Source organism: Vibrio sp. M260112 (assembly GCF_036533775.1).
GTDB lineage: Bacteria > Pseudomonadota > Gammaproteobacteria > Enterobacterales > Vibrionaceae > Vibrio.
The window spans coordinates 16,885-35,168 of the sequence record NZ_JATABH010000005.1 but is presented as its reverse complement, the minus strand read 5'-3'; the positions used below and the strand labels follow the sequence as shown (position 1 = coordinate 35,168).

At 44.7% G+C, this 18,284-nt stretch carries 18 protein-coding genes; 16 read left to right on the top strand and 2 right to left on the bottom strand.

The genetic code is table 11. From position 1 onward, the window contains the following. Positions 1-101: 101 nt before the first annotated feature. The 6 genes from QTN95_RS03625 (at position 102) to recR (ending at position 5,791) form a co-directional block, all read left to right on the top strand. Positions 102-1,202, top strand: a complete 1,101-nt coding sequence (locus tag QTN95_RS03625; protein WP_331416370.1) for a response regulator — start codon at positions 102-104, stop codon at positions 1,200-1,202. Positions 1,203-1,548: 346 nt separating this feature from the next. Beyond that, positions 1,549-1,905, top strand: a complete 357-nt coding sequence (locus tag QTN95_RS03620) for a YbaN family protein (RefSeq protein WP_138971003.1) — start codon at positions 1,549-1,551, stop codon at positions 1,903-1,905. Positions 1,906-2,078: 173 nt separating this feature from the next. Continuing rightward, positions 2,079-2,624: an adenine phosphoribosyltransferase gene (apt, locus tag QTN95_RS03615; RefSeq protein ID WP_138971004.1), complete on the top strand. Its 546-nt coding sequence runs from the start codon at positions 2,079-2,081 to the stop codon at positions 2,622-2,624. A gap of 29 nt (positions 2,625-2,653) precedes the next feature. Continuing rightward, positions 2,654-4,771 (top strand): DNA polymerase III subunit gamma/tau, encoded by a 2,118-nt coding sequence (gene dnaX / locus QTN95_RS03610; RefSeq protein WP_331416369.1) that lies wholly within the window; start codon positions 2,654-2,656, stop codon positions 4,769-4,771. Positions 4,772-4,845: 74 nt separating this feature from the next. Continuing rightward, on the top strand, positions 4,846-5,175 hold the full coding sequence (locus QTN95_RS03605) for a YbaB/EbfC family nucleoid-associated protein (RefSeq protein ID WP_138971007.1): 330 nt from the start codon (positions 4,846-4,848) through the stop codon (positions 5,173-5,175). Between the two features lie 16 nt (positions 5,176-5,191). Further along, positions 5,192-5,791 (top strand): recombination mediator RecR, encoded by a 600-nt coding sequence (gene recR, locus QTN95_RS03600; RefSeq protein ID WP_331416368.1) that lies wholly within the window; start codon positions 5,192-5,194, stop codon positions 5,789-5,791. 56 nt (positions 5,792-5,847) lie between these two features. Here the strand turns inward: recR and aqpZ are convergent, their stop codons facing one another. Continuing rightward, the gene (aqpZ, locus tag QTN95_RS03595) at positions 5,848-6,540 is read right to left on the bottom strand and encodes an aquaporin Z (RefSeq protein WP_331416367.1); all 693 of its coding nucleotides are present in this window, start codon (positions 6,538-6,540) and stop codon (positions 5,848-5,850) included. 210 nt (positions 6,541-6,750) lie between these two features. Further along, positions 6,751-6,999: a YkgJ family cysteine cluster protein gene (locus tag QTN95_RS03590; RefSeq protein ID WP_331416366.1), complete on the bottom strand. Its 249-nt coding sequence runs from the start codon at positions 6,997-6,999 to the stop codon at positions 6,751-6,753. A 714-nt stretch (positions 7,000-7,713) separates the two neighbouring features. On the opposite strand from QTN95_RS03590, the gene QTN95_RS03585 reads away from it, so the two are divergent. The 10 genes from QTN95_RS03585 (at position 7,714) to icmH (ending at position 18,274) form a co-directional block, all read left to right on the top strand. Continuing rightward, complete coding sequence (locus QTN95_RS03585) at positions 7,714-8,721, top strand: sel1 repeat family protein (protein WP_331416365.1); 1,008 nt, start codon at positions 7,714-7,716, stop codon at positions 8,719-8,721. Positions 8,722-8,967: 246 nt separating this feature from the next. Continuing rightward, positions 8,968-9,465 carry a type VI secretion system contractile sheath small subunit gene (tssB, locus tag QTN95_RS03580; RefSeq protein ID WP_138971014.1) on the top strand — a complete coding sequence of 166 codons (498 nt, stop codon included), beginning with the start codon at positions 8,968-8,970 and terminating at the stop codon, positions 9,463-9,465. Positions 9,466-9,514: 49 nt separating this feature from the next. Continuing rightward, positions 9,515-10,990 carry a type VI secretion system contractile sheath large subunit gene (gene tssC, locus QTN95_RS03575; RefSeq protein ID WP_331416453.1) on the top strand — a complete coding sequence of 492 codons (1,476 nt, stop codon included), beginning with the start codon at positions 9,515-9,517 and terminating at the stop codon, positions 10,988-10,990. 5 nt (positions 10,991-10,995) lie between these two features. Next, entirely contained in the window at positions 10,996-11,433 is a 438-nt protein-coding gene (tssE, locus tag QTN95_RS03570) for a type VI secretion system baseplate subunit TssE (RefSeq protein WP_331416364.1), read from the top strand. A 5-nt stretch (positions 11,434-11,438) separates the two neighbouring features. Next, positions 11,439-13,208 (top strand): type VI secretion system baseplate subunit TssF, encoded by a 1,770-nt coding sequence (tssF, locus tag QTN95_RS03565; RefSeq protein ID WP_331416363.1) that lies wholly within the window; start codon positions 11,439-11,441, stop codon positions 13,206-13,208. After that, positions 13,172-14,188: a type VI secretion system baseplate subunit TssG gene (tssG, locus tag QTN95_RS03560; RefSeq protein ID WP_331416362.1), complete on the top strand. Its 1,017-nt coding sequence runs from the start codon at positions 13,172-13,174 to the stop codon at positions 14,186-14,188. Before tssF ends, tssG begins: the two co-directional genes overlap by 37 nt. A 2-nt stretch (positions 14,189-14,190) precedes the next feature. Next, positions 14,191-15,675, top strand: coding sequence for a type VI secretion system-associated FHA domain protein TagH (gene tagH / locus QTN95_RS03555; RefSeq protein ID WP_331416452.1), 1,485 nt, complete (start codon positions 14,191-14,193; stop codon positions 15,673-15,675). 2 nt (positions 15,676-15,677) lie between these two features. After that, the gene (gene tssJ / locus QTN95_RS03550) at positions 15,678-16,157 is read left to right on the top strand and encodes a type VI secretion system lipoprotein TssJ (protein WP_331416361.1); all 480 of its coding nucleotides are present in this window, start codon (positions 15,678-15,680) and stop codon (positions 16,155-16,157) included. Between the two features lie 5 nt (positions 16,158-16,162). Then, entirely contained in the window at positions 16,163-17,497 is a 1,335-nt protein-coding gene (gene tssK, locus QTN95_RS03545; RefSeq protein ID WP_138971022.1) for a type VI secretion system baseplate subunit TssK, read from the top strand. Positions 17,498-17,500: 3 nt separating this feature from the next. Continuing rightward, positions 17,501-18,274, top strand: coding sequence for a type IVB secretion system protein IcmH/DotU (gene icmH, locus QTN95_RS03540; protein ID WP_331416360.1), 774 nt, complete (start codon positions 17,501-17,503; stop codon positions 18,272-18,274). Positions 18,275-18,284 lie beyond the last annotated feature (10 nt).

Genomic DNA, 18,284 nt, shown 5'->3' with positions numbered 1-18,284 from the left:
AACAGCCTTTCGCGACTACTTTTTAAAGAGTGTTTGAAACAACTGACAACAATAAAAATAACGAAACGTTGTACCCCATGCAGTTTGTGAGGCGAAGGTTTATGCATAAGACAATCGAAGTTGGGACCAATGCGACAGTACCAGTCTCTGGTGGACAAAAAGTGATTATGCTGGTGGATGACGACCCGATTTTTCGTCGCATCACCTCAGGTTTTTTGCTTGCCCAAGGATACAAGGTCATTGAAGCAGAAGATGGTCTAGATGGCTTACAAAAATTACGTACTGGTGAACCAGATTTAATACTCTGCGACCTCTCTATGCCGATTCTTGATGGAATAGAGTTCGTTGAAGAGGTGAGTTTGGAATATCCATCACTCCCTTTAATCGTCGTTTCTGCGACGGATGAGATATCGGATGTGGCCAAAGCGCTCCGGTTTGGCATCAAAGATTTCCTCGCTAAACCGATCAGCAACCACGCGCATCTTGCATGTGCGATTGAAAATACACTCGATGATTCGGATAACCATCTGAGCGATCAACGTGACTTTTCCAGTCAGTGGTTCAGAGTGGATAGTGGGGATATGCAGGAAGAACAAGAGTTACACTGGCATTTAGAGTATTTGGAAGACAATCCAAGTGCTGCAAAAGACCTGCTTCATGCTCTGTTGCCGGATAAAGATACTTCCCAAGGTAATTGGAAATGCAGCTACCGACTGCTTCAGTCCACAGATGTGATGCCGCTGGTTTTTGACTATGCGTGGTTGATGAACGGTCAGTTCGCCTTTTATCTAGTGGATTCTGACAGCGAAGGTCAGCATGGTGCGGCAACCACCCTGATGATCAGAGCTCTTTTCCACGATTATCTACGTAACTTGAAGTGCTTTAATGCTGACTTGAAGGATATCGCATCTCTATTGGAGAAGGGCATTAAATGTACGGGGTGCAGCACGCCAGTTCGGGCGCTATTTGGTATCGCTGACTTATCTGAAGGTGCACTCTCTTTGCTGCCTGCGGGGTTAGATGCCCAATGGTCAAATGGATATATCAATCAGCATATTGCGGCCGGAGCTTTGTTAGGACAGAACTGTGGTAAGAATTTTATCACTTCAGATTTACCCATTCAGTCTGCCTGTCAGTTGATGTTAAATTGCCTCGGTTCAAGCAGTTTTAGTCTCGATATTTATCAAGGAGCGAAAGCGTAGCGCAGAGCATCACAGTTTCCAAAAACCCTAATCTTAGTCAGTGTTTGTCACCGTCTGATTAGGGTATAGTCCGCCATAAACAAAAATAGCCCATTTCATTAACATTCAGTTAATGGTTTGGGCAATAAGTCGTCACCTACAATTTGAGAAGTGAGCTCATGGCAGACAAAGATTTTAAAGAACCATATAATATTTTTTACTTTCTAGGATTTATAGCAGTACTACTTATCCCGACGCTTCCAGCGACTCTTACCTGGATTCGCGTGTTAAATGGATACGCGGGCTTCTAAACCAGACTTCGGAGCATGCCATCAATATTCGTAAACTCTTTCTCAAATTTGTTGGTATGCTCAGCCTAGTTTTAGGCATCATCGGTATATTCCTTCCTCTATTACCTACCACCCCTTTTATTCTGCTGGCTAGTGCGTGTTTTATGCGCAGCAGTCCACGCTTCCACTATTGGCTAAGGCACCATAAAACGTTTGGGCCGATGCTAACTAACTGGCACAAAAATCGCGCTGTTACCGCGAAAGTTAAAAAGCGTGGAGCGGTATGCATCTTGCTGAGTTTTGCGTTTTCAATCTGGGTAGTACCGCATTTCTGGTTAAAGATTATGCTAGTTTTGATGCTGATAGTTTTGCTGAGTTGGTTTATTCGTTTGCCTGTGATGGAGCACCTTGCCGACAGCGAAGAAAATCACTAAGATTGCTAGGAAGTGTGCCCGCTTTTAGAGTGGGCGTTTGTTTTTAGGCACAATAAACTTGGTGACTGTTTCGGTTATAGCCTTAGTTTAGATTGTGCTGAGAACCATGCTAATCGTTGGTTATCGTTACCTGTAACTTGGTCAACCAACCTAGCCAATCTAAGTAAAGAGTTATGACAACTGAAACAATTGCGCAGATCAAATCTAGCATCAAGAGCATTGCTGACTACCCAAAACCAGGCATTCTTTTCCGTGATGTAACCAGTCTTATGGAAGACGCAAGTGCTTACCAAGCGACGATTCAACTACTGGTTGAAAAGTACAAAGATATGGGTTTTACCAAAATCGTTGGTACAGAAGCACGCGGTTTTCTATTTGGAGCGCCTTTAGCTCTTGAGCTTGGTGTCGGTTTTGTACCAGTGCGTAAGCCAGGTAAACTGCCTCGTGCGACCGTTGCTCAATCATACGAGCTTGAATACGGTACAGATACCCTAGAAATTCATACTGATGCAATCAAAGAAGGTGACAAGGTACTGGTTGTTGATGACCTTTTGGCAACTGGCGGCACTATCGAAGCGACAACGAAACTAATCCGTCAACTCGGCGGTGTTGTTGAGCACGCTGCATTTGTGATTAACCTTCCTGAAATCGGTGGTGACAAACGTCTTGAAGGCCTTGGCCTTAACGTTTACAGCATTTGTGAGTTTGAAGGACATTAATCGGGTAGGTTATTAGTGAGTATAGTTTCATGAGTTATCTTGCCTTAGCGCGAAAGTGGCGACCAACTAAGTTTAATGAAGTGGTTGGTCAGGCCCACGTTTTAACTGCATTAGAGAATGCTTTAGCAAAGAATCGTCTCCACCACGCTTATCTATTTAGTGGAACGCGAGGCGTCGGTAAAACGACGATTGGACGTCTGTTTGCTAAAGGTCTGAACTGCGAAACAGGCATTACAGCCACACCTTGTGGGGTTTGTGATACTTGTAGAGAGATCGATGAAGGACGATTTGTTGATCTGCTCGAAATCGATGCGGCGTCTCGTACTAAGGTTGAAGATACTCGTGAACTCCTCGACAACGTGCAGTACAAACCTGCACGCGGTCGTTTTAAAGTCTACCTCATCGATGAAGTACACATGCTGTCTCGCCACAGTTTCAATGCCTTATTGAAAACACTGGAAGAGCCGCCTGAGTATGTGAAGTTCTTGTTAGCGACCACTGATCCACAGAAGCTGCCAGTAACGATTTTATCGCGCTGTCTCCAGTTTCATTTGAAGCCGATCAGCGTCGACAACATTCATCAACAGCTCGATCATATCCTACAGCAAGAAAAAGTTGTTTCAGAGGCACGAGCCTTGGGAATGATCTCGCATGCTGCTGATGGCAGTATGCGTGATGCGTTGAGTTTGACTGACCAAGCTATCGCACTGGGCAATGGACAAGTCTTGACTGACAGTGTCGCTCACATGCTGGGTACGCTAGATACAGATCAAGCCTTACACCTGCTCGAAGCGATTAGCTCCAAACAGCCTCAGGTCGTGATGGATTGTGTTACAGCACTTGCACAAAATGGTGTTGAGTGGGATGGTTTGCTACAGCAGTTAGCTGCGCAACTGCATCGTTTAGCCATGTACCAAGCGTTACCTGCCACCTTAGACTTATCTCAGCCTGATGCAGAGAAAGTGGCGCTATTGAGCCGTCAGCTGTCGCCACAAGATGTTCAACTTTATTACCAAATTGCGCTTAAAGGGAGACAAGACCTTCCTTTAGCACCGTCGGAGAGAACTGGCTTAGAGATAATTCTGTTGCGTATGATGGCGTTTAGACCTGCATCGCAAATACAAGCAAACTCTATTTCTGTTGCTGTAGAATCCCAAGTGCAGATGACGACGCCTACGCAAAGTCATGCCTCATCTCGCTCTGCCACATCCTCAATGCAGCCGACTAATCAAACTGCTGAGCGTGTCCTTCAGGCGAGCCCTAGTCAACCAGAGATGCCACCAGTGGCACACTATGATGCTCCTCCGGCTGCCGATTACATGCCTGATCCGCCGAACTATGATGAAGTACAGCAGTATTACGAACAACAAGGCAATCAGCCAAGTTCTGCCGCACCGATTGAACAGCCTTCTCAGCCACAACAAACAAGTGCACCTTCTCGAGTCGCTGGATTGAGGCATCAACTCCGCTCTCAACGCAATGGGGTGAATTCAGGGCAAGGGAATACGCCAAAAAAGGCTAATGCGACATCTGCAAAACCAGAATCTGTTCTAGAACGTGTAGCAAGAAAACACGCAGGAATCGAGCAGGTGTCGCCATTGTCTAACCCGAATGTCAATGCAACACCTGAGGCAGACGATGAACCGTATCGCTGGAAACCGTCGCTGCCACAGATAAACACGGTTAAAACTGAGCTGACGCCAACCTTACTAAAGCAAGCGTTAGAGCATGAAAAAACACCAGAAATGGTGGAGAAGCTGGTACAAGAAAGTCTAGAACAGAGCGAGTGGGCTAAGTTAATCAGCCAACTGTCGACGGGCAAGCTGACTGAGCAGTTGGCGTTAAACTCACATTTCCAGAAGAGTGACGCGTCCATTTCCTTAGTGTTGAGAGCATCGCAAGCGCATCTAAATACAGATCGAGCACAAAGTGAGTTGCTTGGGGAATTAAACCGGGTTCTTAACCAAGAGTGTCACTTGAGTGTTGAGATTGGTGAAAGTGGCGAGACGCCTCTAGAGTTAAGAGACAAGTTGTATCAAGGGCGTTTACAGCGCGCTTTTGACAGTCTGGAAAGTGATCCGAATATCCAGTTCATCCAAAAAAGGTTTGCAGCTGAACTCGACAGTGAAAGCGTCAGACCGATTTGATTTTACGGGGTTGAATCGTAATGAGCCAGCCCCCATCTAATAACGAAACAAGCTAAATAACCAGAGAGATTAACATGTTTGGTAAAGGCGGTATGGGCAATCTAATGAAGCAAGCCCAGCAAATGCAAGATCGCATGCAAAAGCTTCAAGAAGAAATCGCAAATATGGAAGTAACAGGTGAGTCTGGCGCTGGCCTTGTGAAAGTGACCATTACTGGTAGCCACAGTGTACGTCGCGTTGAAATCGACGACAGCTTGATGGAAGACGATAAAGAGATGCTTGAAGACCTTATCGCCGCCGCTTTTAACGACGCTGCACGTCGTGTTGAAGAAACTCAAAAAGAGAAAATGGCAAGTATTACCGGTGGCATGCAACTTCCACCTGGTATGAAAATGCCTTTCTAATCAACAAGGTTAGATAATGCGCACCAGTCATATGCTGGAGCAATTGATGGAGGCCTTACGTTGTCTGCCTGGGGTTGGCCCTAAGTCGGCACAGCGTATGGCCTTTCATTTGTTACAGCGAGATAGAAAGGGCGGCTTACAATTAGCCGATGCACTGAGTCAGGCAATGACCGAAATTGGGCATTGTAATGAGTGTAGAACCTTCACGGAAGAAGACGTTTGCCACATCTGTACCAATCCTAAACGTCAGGAAAATGGTCAACTTTGTGTGGTAGAAAGTCCGGCAGATATAGCTGCGGTAGAAGCAACAGGTCAGTACTCAGGTCGATACTTCGTATTGATGGGGCACTTGTCGCCTCTAGACGGTATTGGTCCGAGTGATATCGGCCTTGATGTTCTGGGCTATCGACTACGTCGAGGTGACATTTCGGAAGTTATCTTAGCCACAAACCCGACGGTTGAAGGTGAAGCGACGGCTCACTATATCGCGGAATTGTGTAAAGAAAGCAACGTGTTAGCAAGCCGTATTGCTCATGGTGTTCCTGTTGGTGGTGAGTTAGAGCTCGTTGATGGTACGACACTCTCTCATTCGCTACTTGGCCGACATAAGCTGTAATCGTTCCAAATAAAAGCAAAGCCGCGATATCTATCGCGGCTTTTTTATAACGTCTGTTACTCTTGAGAACCTGCAAACGAACGGTAGGCGAGAGCGCCAAGAGCGGCACCGACGATAGGTGCTAACCAAAACAACCAAAGCTGAGCGGTAGCCCAGTCACCGACGAAAACAGCAACAGCTGTACTACGAGCAGGGTTTACTGACGTGTTAGTAACAGGGATGCTGATCAAATGAATCAGTGTCAAACCCAATCCGATCGCAATCGGAGCAAAACCTTGAGGAGCACGTTTGTCTGTCGCACCCATGATGATAATGAGGAACATCATCGTCATCACGACTTCGGTGAGCAGTGCAGCTGTCAATGAGTATTGACCTGGAGAATGGTCGCCGTAGCCATTTGCCGCAAAACCTGACGCCGCGACGTCAAAACCCGACTGTCCTGTCGCAATAAAGTAAAGAACCGTTGCTGCGATAAGTCCGCCAATCACTTGAGCCACGATGTATGGAAGAACGTTTCGACCTTCAAATCGACCACCTGCCCACAAGCCGATAGTTACCGCTGGATTTAAGTGACAGCCAGAAATATGGCCGATAGCGAATGCCATGGTTAATACAGTTAAACCAAACGCAAGAGATACGCCAAGTAGTCCGATGCCAACATCAGGGAAGCCTGCTGCCAAGACTGCGCTGCCACAGCCGCCAAGCACTAGCCAAAAAGTGCCAAAAGATTCTGCAAAGTATTTATTCATTAGGTTATTCCTAAAGTTTGATTGGAAACACATATAGAACATAGGCAACAAATGTCATGATTGTGTGAGCCAAACAGCGAACGAAAGGAATAGTTTTATGATTCTAAAAACTGAAACGAAAATTTGTAGGAAAGTGAGATAAACACTCACTATTTGGACTAACGAGAAGGTGCGATTGACGATTTCAAATCGATATTCTAGAGACTCGATCTATGTTAATGCTTCTAGTTCAGTAATATGGCTTATCGCTTCGGCGTTCGTCGAACCACAAACTACCGGGCAAGGCTTAAAGTCGTGACAAACCTTAGGACGTTCTTTTTGACCAAATAACCGACATAGATTGTCGTCATTGAGTTGAATGCAGCGAACCCCCGCGGGCTTACCATTTGGCATGCCTGGTATTGGCGACGAAATACTCGGAGCGATACAACATGCCCCACAACCTAAGCGACATTCCATAACTGATTAGTCTTAACGTAATTTGGCAGCATGTTAGCAAGAAATGTGATTTTCATCACTAATATATTTGAAAATAGTGTCAACTTGATAAGCAAAATCTATCGCATAGGGAGAATTTTTTTAGTGAATTGGATGATGTTAATGGAATAAATGCTCTAGAAAATGCGCCAACCTGAGTGGATTTTCGTGGCTCATGACTATTTATTCTTTCATAATTTATTTGCTGGTTTTGTTGAATTAAAATCACCATGATGCAAGTTAAATTTGAACCAATGCATCGGGTGAAAAGGATTTTAATAATAGTAATGTTAATAATTATATTGTATTCATCATGCCATTCATTTGGAGCTATATACTGTATAAATAAAATAATGCTATTTTATTAGCCACTTTATTGTTAATGATATAAATGGCGAGCAAGAAATTGCTTGATCTACGGGCTGTCATTTGCATAAAATTAGCGAATGATTAATTTGGTATTTATTTTGATATTTGATGCTCAGATATTTCCTAATATCACGTAAGTTTATTCTTAGTTATTTTTTTTGAAATATTATGATTAAGTAGAGTTATTTTCGGCCTCTAGAAACCGTGGGTGATGGAATGTAACTCATGCCTTAAATAGCAGGTTCTGGTACGGTAAAATATTATAATAACCTGCGGCGAGAGTAGGGAAACTGATCGGTTATGATGTCGAGTCACAGGGTGGTAGTCGTGCCAAAGTTCACCAAACTGCTGTCCATTATTCTAGCCACTGTTACGTATAGTTTCAGTGCGTTGGCCATTGAAAATTATGATGTCGAGAAAATGTCTGCGGCAGAGGCTTATGAGTATGGCAAGCTACTTCGAGCGCAGTTTCGCAACACAGAAGCGAGAGCTTATCTCAAGTATTCAGCAGATAATGATCATCCTGATGGCGCCTATGCGTACGCGATGGAGATGATGGGTTTCCAAGACAGTGTAAGAGCTACGGGCTATGCAAGAGACTACTTGATAAAAGCTGCGCAAGCAGGGAGCAAACCCGCTCTTAAGTACCTGTATCGTTATGGGGACTGGTTAAGCGTTGCAAAGCGCGACAAATATAAGACTCAGTACTATAACAGCCTGATTGAGATGGGGGCTAAGTCACCGGGTCTCGCATATTTATATTTATCAGACTATTTTCACGCTTCAGACGCCGACCTATCTGAGTATTACTTAGATAAGGCTATGGCGTTCGAAATACCTAACGCTTACATGACTAGTGCGCAAAGGCTGGAAAATGGGGAAGGTGATTACTTCTTCGCAAGTGAACGATTCGAAAAGTCGCGCAGCCTATACTTAAACGCAGCGACTGCGGGGTATATTCCTGCGATCAAGCGGTATGTAGCTATCTTGGAGTCTAATGACAAGTTTCAGGAAGCTCTTGAGTGGAGAGAGGCTGGTCTGACGCAAGGAGACATTACCTCTTTAGTTACGCTAGGCAATATCTATAGTGGCAACAGTCTCCGATACAGCTTTGTCACGACCGATTTGGTAAAGGCAAAGGCATACTATGAACTCTATTTAGAAAATGCCGGACAAGACAGATTCAGTAGTATATACCGGCAGGTTGAGGCTAATTATCAACAAACCTTAGATCGAATCACAGACGTTCAAATTCCTCACTCCGAAGCATTTAAAAATGAACTGTCTGAAATCAACTATTTTTACCACTATGACTATCTTTGGAATACTTATTAATAAATTATCTATCGCAGACGGTGTTCGGTAATTTAGTGTGCGATGGGTGTTTGATGGATTGTGATCTTAATATGAGAGATAGCGAACACTCAATTAGTGAACTGTTAAATTAGCTGCTTATAAATTTGTAGCCTTTATCTGGCAGGAAATTATTCGGCCTGACGTTCGTTGCGGACAATCGGCAGATTACTTTATTGTCAATATAAATACCATTCCCTTTAAATTTAATATCGGAGAACTTTGATTATGTCTAAGGAAGGAAGCGTAGCTCCTAAAGAGCGGATTAATATTAAATATATTCCGGCTACAGGAGACGCTCAAGCTGAAGTTGAACTTCCACTCAAAACATTGGTTGTTGGGGACTTTAAGGGCCACACCGAAGATACCCCTGTTGAAGAGCGCAGTACCGTTTCAGTGGATAAGAACAATTTTGAATCTGTAATGCGTGAAAGTGAGTTGCGTCTAACGACTTCAGTGAAAAGCAAGCTTACTGAAGATGAAAATGCAGAACTGCCTATTGAATTGAATTTTAAATCATTGGCTGATTTTGCACCGGACTCCATTGCTGGTCAGGTTCCTGAACTTAAGAAGCTTATCGAACTTCGTGAAGCATTGGTTGCGTTAAAAGGTCCACTAGGCAACATTCCAGCTTTCCGAGATCGCTTACAAGAGTTGCTGCATTCACAAGACTCGCGTGACAAGCTTCTCGAAGAGCTAAACCTTGTCAGTGAAGACGCTAAATAAAACAAAATACTGACCAATAACATTCGTCATTTAATGGATTAGGAAAAACCTGATGTCTACAGAAACGGTACTTGAAAGACCCCAGCTGGCTGAAGGCGGCTTACTGGATGAAATCATGGCGCAGACTAAGATCGCGCCAACTGAAGATGGCTACGATATTGCCAAAAAAGGCGTAGCGGCGTTCATCGAAAACTTAATTGGTTCTGAACAAGCGGAAGAAGCGGTCAATAAGTCTCTTGTTGATCAAATGCTGGTTGAGTTAGATAAAAAAATTAGCGCACAGATGGATGAAATCTTGCACGATAGCCAGTTTCAACAAATGGAGTCTGCTTGGCGTGGTCTGAAACTGCTCGTTGATCGCACTGATTTTGGTGAAAACAACAAGATTGACCTGCTGCATGTGACCAAAGAAGAGTTACTTGAAGATTTTGAGTTTGCACCAGAAACGACACAATCAGGTCTATACAAGCATGTCTATTCTTCAGGTTATGGTCAATTTGGTGGAGAACCAACGGGCGCAATTTTGGGTAACTTTACTTTTACGCCTTCTACACCGGATATGAAGCTGCTTCAATATATGGGTGCACTTGGTGCTATGGCTCATGCTCCATTTATTTCAAGTGTCGGTCCTGAGTTCTTTGGTATCGACTCGTTTGAAGAGCTTCCAAACATTAAAGACGTTAAATCGATCTTTGAGAGCCCGAAATACACCAAATGGCGCTCAATACGTGAGTCTGAAGATGCACGTTACCTCGGTCTAACTGCCCCTCGTTTTCTTCTGCGTGTTCCTTATGAGCCAGCAGAAAATCCAATCAAATCATTTAACTACACAGAAAGTGTTACAGAATCCCATGAGCACTACTTGTGGGGTAATACGGCTTTCGCCTTTGCAACACGTCTTACAGACAGCTTCGCTAAATACCGTTGGTGTCCAAACATTATTGGCCCGAAAAGTGGTGGTGCCGTTGAAGATTTGCCAGTACACCTATTTGAGTCTATGGGTGCGTTGCAAGCGAAGATTCCAACGGAAGTATTAATTACTGACCGCAAAGAATTTGAGTTAGCTGAAGAAGGCTTCATTGCACTGACGATGCGTAAAGGTAGCGACAACGCTGCGTTCTTCTCTGCAAACTCTATTCAGAAGCCAAAAGTCTTTCCCAATACTAAGGAAGGAAAAGAAGCGGAAACCAACTATAAACTGGGTACTCAGTTACCTTACATGATGATCGTCAACCGTTTAGCCCACTACATTAAGGTTTTACAGCGTGAGCAAATTGGTTCATGGAAAGAACGTCAAGATTTAGAGCGTGAGCTAAATACGTGGCTTAAGCAGTACGTTGCTGATCAGGAGAACCCGCCGGCAGACGTACGCAGTCGTCGCCCACTTCGCGCCGCGAAGATTGAAGTTGCTGACGTAGAGGGTAATCCAGGTTGGTACCAGGTTTCTCTGTCTGTCCGTCCTCACTTTAAATACATGGGTGCGAACTTTGAACTGTCCTTGGTTGGTCGTTTAGATCAGGCGTAATAAATATGGCGTACTTTGCACCGGAAGAAAGTACGTTTGGTGTTGGCTTCTTCGAACGTTTAGAAGCCAACTCTAATAACGTCTCTTTAACTCAAGGACCTGATGCCAGCGATGTGCTCCAGTCAATCAAGCTGAATGTTTCGAGAATTTTAAACACACGTGTTGGTGGTGCTCAAAGCTCACGAGAGTTAGGCCTTATCGACTTCAATGATGCGACGCTAGATACGCTTGATTTGTCTCTTAAAATCACCCTCGCTATTCAGGATTGTCTGAATAACTTTGAGCCTAGGCTACATAAGGTCGAAGTTGTGCCTGAAACCGATAGCTACAGTCCCCTGTCGTTGAAATTCATAATTACAGCGGAAATCAACAGTGAAGCAATACATGATCGCGTTCAGTTCAGTTTGCTGCTCGACCAAAACAGAAAATATCGAGTGATTTAGGGATTATGACTCAAGATAAGTACTTCAGAGAGGAACTGGCTTTTTTAAAGGAGCAAGGGCGAGAGTTTACGGAAATTCACCCTCAGCTTTCTCGTTTTCTCCATGGCAGAACCATGGATCCGGACGTTGAACGTCTACTAGAAGGCTTCGCTTTTCTGACCGCGAGACTGAGACAAAAAGTGGAAGATGAGTTCCCTGAACTGACTCACTCAATGATTAACATGTTGTGGCCTAATTATCTAAGGCCGATCCCTAGCATGTGTATATTAGCCTTTACTCCAAAGACGGGTATCAGCGAGCAACACGTTATCGCTAAGGGGACCAAAGTCGACAGTAAGCCGGTACTTGGCACGAAATGCCAATTTCAAACTTGTCGCGAAGTGAAGCTTTATCCATTGGGCTGTCATGATGTCAAAGCCCAGCACACCAGAGAAGCCTCTACGATTGATATTGAATTAAAACTCATTGGCGATGTTAACGTTGGTCATTCGCTGCTGGATAGTCTCCGCTTTTACTTAGGTGGAGATCAGTACAGTTCACAAATGCTTTACCTTTGGTTAAATCACTACCTTGATAAAATCAGCATCGATGTTGCCGGCACTGAGTTTCCTCTCGCAAAAGAGCATTTCAAACCCGTAGGTTTTGATAGTGAGGATGCGTTGCTGCCGTATCCGACCAATGTGTATGAAGGCTATCGAATCCTACAAGAATACTTGTCCTTTTCTGAGGCGTTCCATTTCTTTGATCTATCTGGTCTCGATAAGGCGATCCCTAAAAATGTGACAGGACAGTTCACGCTTAAGCTGCATTTCTCCAAAACGCTTCCTGTCGACGTAAGGATCACAAAAGAGAATTTTCAGCTGTATTGCACACCAATCATTAATCTGTTTCAACACGATGCAGACCCTATCTCGCTGACTGGTCGTCAGTCGGAGTATAGAGTGGTGCCGTCAAGCCGTAAGCCATCCCACTATGAAATATTTAACATAGAAAGTGTTTCGGGATGGCAAGACACCACATCTCAAGGAAAAAGAGTTCGCGGAACTGAGCGTATTTATTCATCGTTTGAAAGTTTTCAGCATGAAGTTGAAAGGGTAAGAAATCGAACGGCTCTCTATTACCGGTTACGTGTCAAAGAGAGTATTCGCGCTGATGGTTTTGAATCCTTTATCTCATTTGTCCGAAGCGATGAAACGACATCGTTTGATGTTGATGAAGCGGTCTCAATTAAGCTCAACTGTACCAACAGACTGCTACCACTCGAGTTGGGTGTGGGGGATATCTGTATGATGACGGATACCTCACCACCGTTTGCTACCTTCACCAATATTTCTGTGCCTTCGCAATCACTACGCCCCGTTTTAGATGGCAGCTTGCTATGGACACTCATCTCTAACTTGTCACTGAATTATTTATCGTTGCTGTCAAAAGATGCCCTTAGCAGTGTACTTAGAGCCTACGATTTCAAAGCTTTGGTTGATAGGCAGGCAGAGATGGTATCGAGACAGAGGTTAGATGCGATTCACAAGATAGAGTCTAAACCAGTAGATAAGATTCTAAGAGGGTTACCGGTTCGTGGTCTTCAATCGACGCTGCATATGGAACAATCAGGATTTGGTTCAGAAGGTGACTTGTTCCTATTTGGGACAGTGTTGAGCCATTTCTTTGCCTTGTACGCGAGCATTAACTCATTCCATGAATTACATGTGGTCAATATCACTAATCAAGAGAGGTACACATGGGGTACTCAGGCAGGGATGCAGCCACTGATTTAGTGGAACGAGTAGAGCTGCCTGAAATGGTAGCAATGCCAAATGATGTCCACGAATACAATTTCTATCAGCTTGTTGAGTTGCTACAAAAACTGAATGAGATGAATCCAGAAGAGGATATCTGGGAGCGCCAGTGCAAATTAGTGTTTAGTGCCAACCCAAGCCTAGGCTTCTCTCCGTCGGATGTGAATCGATTGGAACTATTCAACGACGAGAGAATGGTCATGATGACCAATTTCTTTGGGCTGTCAGGCGCGCAGTCACCGCTTCCCGGGTACGTGGTTGAGCAGTTATTAAATGAAGAGCCTGGTGGAGCCAAGCTGCCGTTTGTGGATTTTTTTAATAACCGCCTGATCAATTTGGTTTATCGAATCTGGAGAAAATATCGCTACTTTGTGCGCTTTCAGCCAGATGCGCAAGATGACTTCTCAGCGCAATTGCTGTCATTGGTCGGTCTAGGATCGCCTGACCTCCGAGGGGATACACCAATTAACTGGTGCAAGATGTTGGCTTATTCGGGAACACTCGCCGGACGTAGTCGCTCGCCTCAAGTGGTGTCGGGAATCATTGCACACTGCTTTGATCTCGAAGAGGTCGAGATTAGGCAGTGGACGCGACGTACAGTAAGAATTGACCCCTCGCAGCAAACTCGCGTGGGGAGCGCCAACTCTCAACTTGGGGTGTCATCAATGGTTGGGGAATCAGTGGTCGATTGTAACGGCAAATTTACTATTTGTATTAGCCGGTTATCGAGGAAAAAATTCTCCGACTTTTTACCTTCAGGTCAAGAGTTCGGACCTCTGTGTAAATTGGTCGAGCTCATTTTGCGTGAGCAGATGGCTTATGACCTAGAGCTGACGATGGACGATAACGAAGCTCCTGATTTTGTGTTAGGTGGATCTGCGGACATAGCGCTTGGTTGGACTTCCTTTCTTGGAACCAACGAAAAAGACAAAAGCGTACTCATTCAGGTAAGGCAGTAATGATGGAAACGACTGAAAAACTCAATTTAAACCTTTTGATTATCAATGCTCAGAAGTTGGAGTCGGGCTTATCTGTGCGAATGGATTGGGATGCAAACGGAGGCGTAATAGGTTCGTCATTGGATTCCAAATGGGTGCTTAAAGACACTAGTGGTCATATTTATCCGCAGCATTGTGAAATCGTAGTGCACGATGGCGCGTTCTGCCTCAAAGATCTATGTGGCGAGACTTATATCAATGGTACAGAAATGCCGATTGGCAAAGATTTGCTGGCGAAACTGGTTCACAAAGATCACATTCAAATCGGCCCCTACCAAGTGCGAGTTGCCTTAGGTGATCTAGAAGCAGACAACACCACGGGTTCTTTAGCAAGTATGTTCGAAACGACGAACGATGATCTGCTTTCTGATGAAGTGCCCGATGGCGACTGCGATGAGCAAAAGGAGCAAATTGAAAACTCAGACCCAATCGCCGCTTTGGATAAGCTGATTTCGCCCAACAAGGAAGAGTCTTTGATTGATGGAGAATTGGCGGACGTTAATGCGGAAATTAACACACAAGGACTGGTTCCTGAAAACGACCTCACGTTAAGGGATCCTAACTTCACCGTGCAAGCTGACAGCGACAACGAAATTTCATCTTCGATGTCACTGAAAAGAATTCTTAGCTTTGGGTTTGGCGGCAAAAAGCAGTCTAAGCGTCAAAGTGCGAAAGCAGAACAACCCACATTAAAATCAGACCGAGCGGTGCAGCTTGAGTCTCAACAAATAGCAGCTAACAACGTTTCAGAGGACTTTCAAATGGATGAGCAAACACTAGATTTGCTAGAGGAAGAAGTAGCAAAAAGTATTCAGTCGGAGCCGGCAGCCGTTAAAAACCTTGCCAATACGGGAGGGCACCTATTAACAGGGCCAATGCTTAATGGGCTAGGTGTGAACGTCAACCATACCGATGACATTGAACGTATGCATATGCTGTCCCAAGAGATGGGGGAATCATTACAAGCGTGTATACAGGGCATTTTGGATCTTCACCAACATGTGAGTGAAGGACGTTTTGGTACCTTAAATAGAAACCTTCAACCGATTGAAGATAACCCACTACGTCTTGGTTTGTCATATGAAGAAACCATTAAGACTCTGTACGACTCTGAGAAAAGTGCCGTGCACCTTTCGGCTCCTGCAGCGATTGAAGAGAGCTTAAAGAATGTTCAAGCCCACAACGAAGCGATGCAGCATGCGACGGGAGAAGCGTTAACGCAAGTTCTGAACGCGTTTTCACCACAAGTGCTGTTGCGCCGATTCCAAAACTATAAACGTCCCCACCAAGATATTGGCCAAAATAACGATGCTTGGGCTTGGAACATGTACTGCAACTACTACCGAGAGCTCGCCTCACATCGCCAACAAGGTTTCGAAAAACTGTTCTGGGAAATTTTTGAGCAGGCGTACGACAAGAAAATCCGTGAGAAACAGCTGGAGTTCTAAAGGTGAGATATTTGCTATGGATATGCGCTTTCTCGATGTTTCTCATTGGCTGTAGCAGTGAACCTCAGCCTTATGATCCGACTGAGTTGCCGACCAAGGTCACCTTTAGCATTGTCGCGCGAGAGGAAGTTAACCCAAGTATTTTGGGGCAAGCTTCTCCAGTGGAGATCCAAGTATTTGAGCTGGTGGATGACTCGATGTTTATGTCCTCTAGTTACGACCAGATGGAAGAAGACTACGAGAAAGCGTTGAAAAGTAACTTTGTTAAAAGTTACGACTACGTTTTGTTACCCGGTCAGTTCAAGTTCGTCAACGCCATTGAGGTCGATGAAGAGACGAACTACATCGGGATTATGGCGAAATTTTCTGACATCGAACTGAGCGAATGGAAGAAGGCCGTCAAAGTAATCAATAAAGGCAGAGAGTATCACTTACTGATGCTTCTTAGTGACTACGACGTTAAGTTGGAAAAGGTGGAATAGATAAGATGTTTTCACGAAATCGTGTTATTTGGAATGAAGGTTTGTTTATCAAACCACAGCATTTCCAGCAACAACAACGCTATACGGAATATTGCATCGATGAACGTTTGAGTTCGGTAAGTCGTTATCTGTATGGTGTATCTGAGTTTTCGCTCAATCCAGAATATTTATCGTTTGGTCGTATCGCTATCGAGCGAGCAGTTGGCATCATGCCTGATGGAACGGTTTTTCGTATTCCGCAAGAAGATACCTTGCCTGATGCATTGGATATTGATGATGCGTCACTCGCAAACCAGTTGGTTTATTTAGCGATTCCTCTTCGCAGTGAGTCACTGATGGAAATTAACTGGCCAGATGCTCAAGGTACTGGACGTTACGAAAGCCGTCGGCTTGAGGTTCGCGATGTCCATACTTTGCAGGGTGACATGACAACGATTGATGTTTCCCCGATGCGTGTCCAACTGATGTTGGAGAAAGAGGATAGAAGTGCTTATGCATCGATGGCGGTGGGGCGCATATTGGAGAAGCGACCTGATGGCAGTGTCGTGATGGATCCTGATTTCTTCCCTTGTCATGTTAATGTGGCTGGAAACTTGGTATTGCACCGTTTTGTGAATGAAATATCAGGTTTAATGCGTGAGCGAGCGAAGAACATTGCGCAACGTATTAGCTCTCCATCTCAAGGTGGTGTGGCGGACGTTTCTGACTTTATGCTTTTACAAGCGTTAAACCGATTACAACCTCAGATCCAACACCTCGCTGAGCTGGGAAGCCTCCATCCTGAACGCCTGTTTGAGTGCTTGTCTACGATTGCCGGAGAGTTGGCGACCTTTACCGACGAAAGTCGCTTGCCACCTAAAACGGAGAGTTACAACCACGATATGCCAACGGAATCGTTTTGGCCGCTTATTCGCAATTTGCGTCAGTCACTCAGCGTTGTTCTAGAGCCTAGAGCAGTCTCAATTCAACTAGACAAACGTAAGTACGGCTTAATGGTTGCGGCGATTCAGGATCCTCAGTTGATGGATACGGCTGACTTTATCATTGCTGTTAAAGCTCGTATGCCTATGGATGAATTGCGTCGTCAATTTACGCAACAAACGAAAGTGTCGTCGGTTGAGAAAATACGTGAGCTTATTTCACTTCAACTGCCGGGCATCCCATTGGTGGTCTTGCCCGTCGCTCCTCGACAACTGCCGTACCACGCAGGTTATACCTATTACCAACTTGATAAAACCAGCACTGAATGGGGAATGCTAGCGCATTCTAGTGGTTTCGCTTTTCATGTGGCCGCTGCTTTTGAAGAACTTGATCTCCAGTTCTGGGCGATTAGGAGTTAATCCATGGATAACAATAAGAAACAGGGTGAATTCAGCGGCTTACTCTACGACGGTGTAGAAAAAATCAACCATGACCAAGATTATTGGTTTCAGCTTAGGGGGAGTGTCTCTAACCCTCTGATTGATGCGGCGACGCCACTTCTCGGTTTATCACTGCGAGTTCGACAGCTGTCTGAATGCAACAATATTAAAGCGATTTACGCTCAAACCATCGAGGAAATTAAGACCATCGAAATCGAGCTAACGGAGCAAGGTTATGAGCATGCAGTGTTAATGGCTTATCGCTATATCTTGTGCACTTTCCTCGATGAAGCTGTGATGGGGACGGCGTGGGGTGCTTCGACTGTTTGGGCTGAACATTCCATGTTGTCACGCTTTCACAATGAAACCTGGGGTGGAGAGAAAGTGTTTACCATTCTTAAGCGACTTGAAACTGAGCCTCAACAATACAAGCCCTTGCTTGAATTTATCTACCAGTGTTTGGTTTTAGGTTTTGAAGGTAAGTACCGTGTTATTGAGTCCGGTAAGTTGGAACGGGAAAAAGTCATCTCACAGTTACACAAGTTGATCAATCAAGATCATGAGGTGGACATCTCTCACCTAACCAGTGCGACAGAGCACGTCGTGCGTTCCAAATACAAGCTCAGTAAGCAAATCCCATTGTGGTCGGTATTTACCGGTTTCATATTGCTTTGGGGAGGAACCTTCCTTGTCTATAGCTACCTGTTACACGTCAAAACCAGTGACGTAATCGAACAATTAAAACAAATCTTATAACTAGAATAAT